At 70.3% G+C, this 364-nt stretch carries 1 protein-coding gene; it reads left to right on the plus strand.

What is annotated here, in order from left to right:
• Positions 1-30: 30 nt before the first annotated feature.
• Positions 31-364, plus strand: a 334-nt coding sequence (locus EN807_RS33280) for a 5-deoxy-glucuronate isomerase (protein ID WP_246684518.1), incomplete at its 3' end; no start/stop codon positions are given.

Genomic DNA, 364 nt, shown 5'->3' on the forward strand with positions numbered 1-364 from the left:
GGCACGGAGCGCTTCTTTACGGCGCGCGAGATGGGTATCGCGAATCTCGGCGGCAGCGGCGCTGTCACCATAGACGGCGAGCGGTTCGCCGTCGCCAACCGCGACGTCGTCTATGTCGGGCGCGGCGCGCGCGAGGTGACGCTGGCGAGCGACGATCCGGAGAGGCCGGCGCATTTTTACATGACCTCGGTGCCGGCGGGCGCCGACATTGCCCACCGCCTCATCGCCGGCAGCGAAGCCAAGCCGCTGGTGCTGGGCGAGGAGGCCCGCGCCAACAGGCGCACGCTGCGCATGTACATCCACCCCGAGGTGACGCCGTCATGCCTGCTGCTGATGGGCATCACCGACCTCGCGCCGGGCAGCG

Source organism: Mesorhizobium sp. M5C.F.Ca.ET.164.01.1.1 (assembly GCF_004792125.1).
Classification (GTDB): Bacteria; Pseudomonadota; Alphaproteobacteria; order Rhizobiales; family Rhizobiaceae; genus Mesorhizobium; species Mesorhizobium wenxiniae.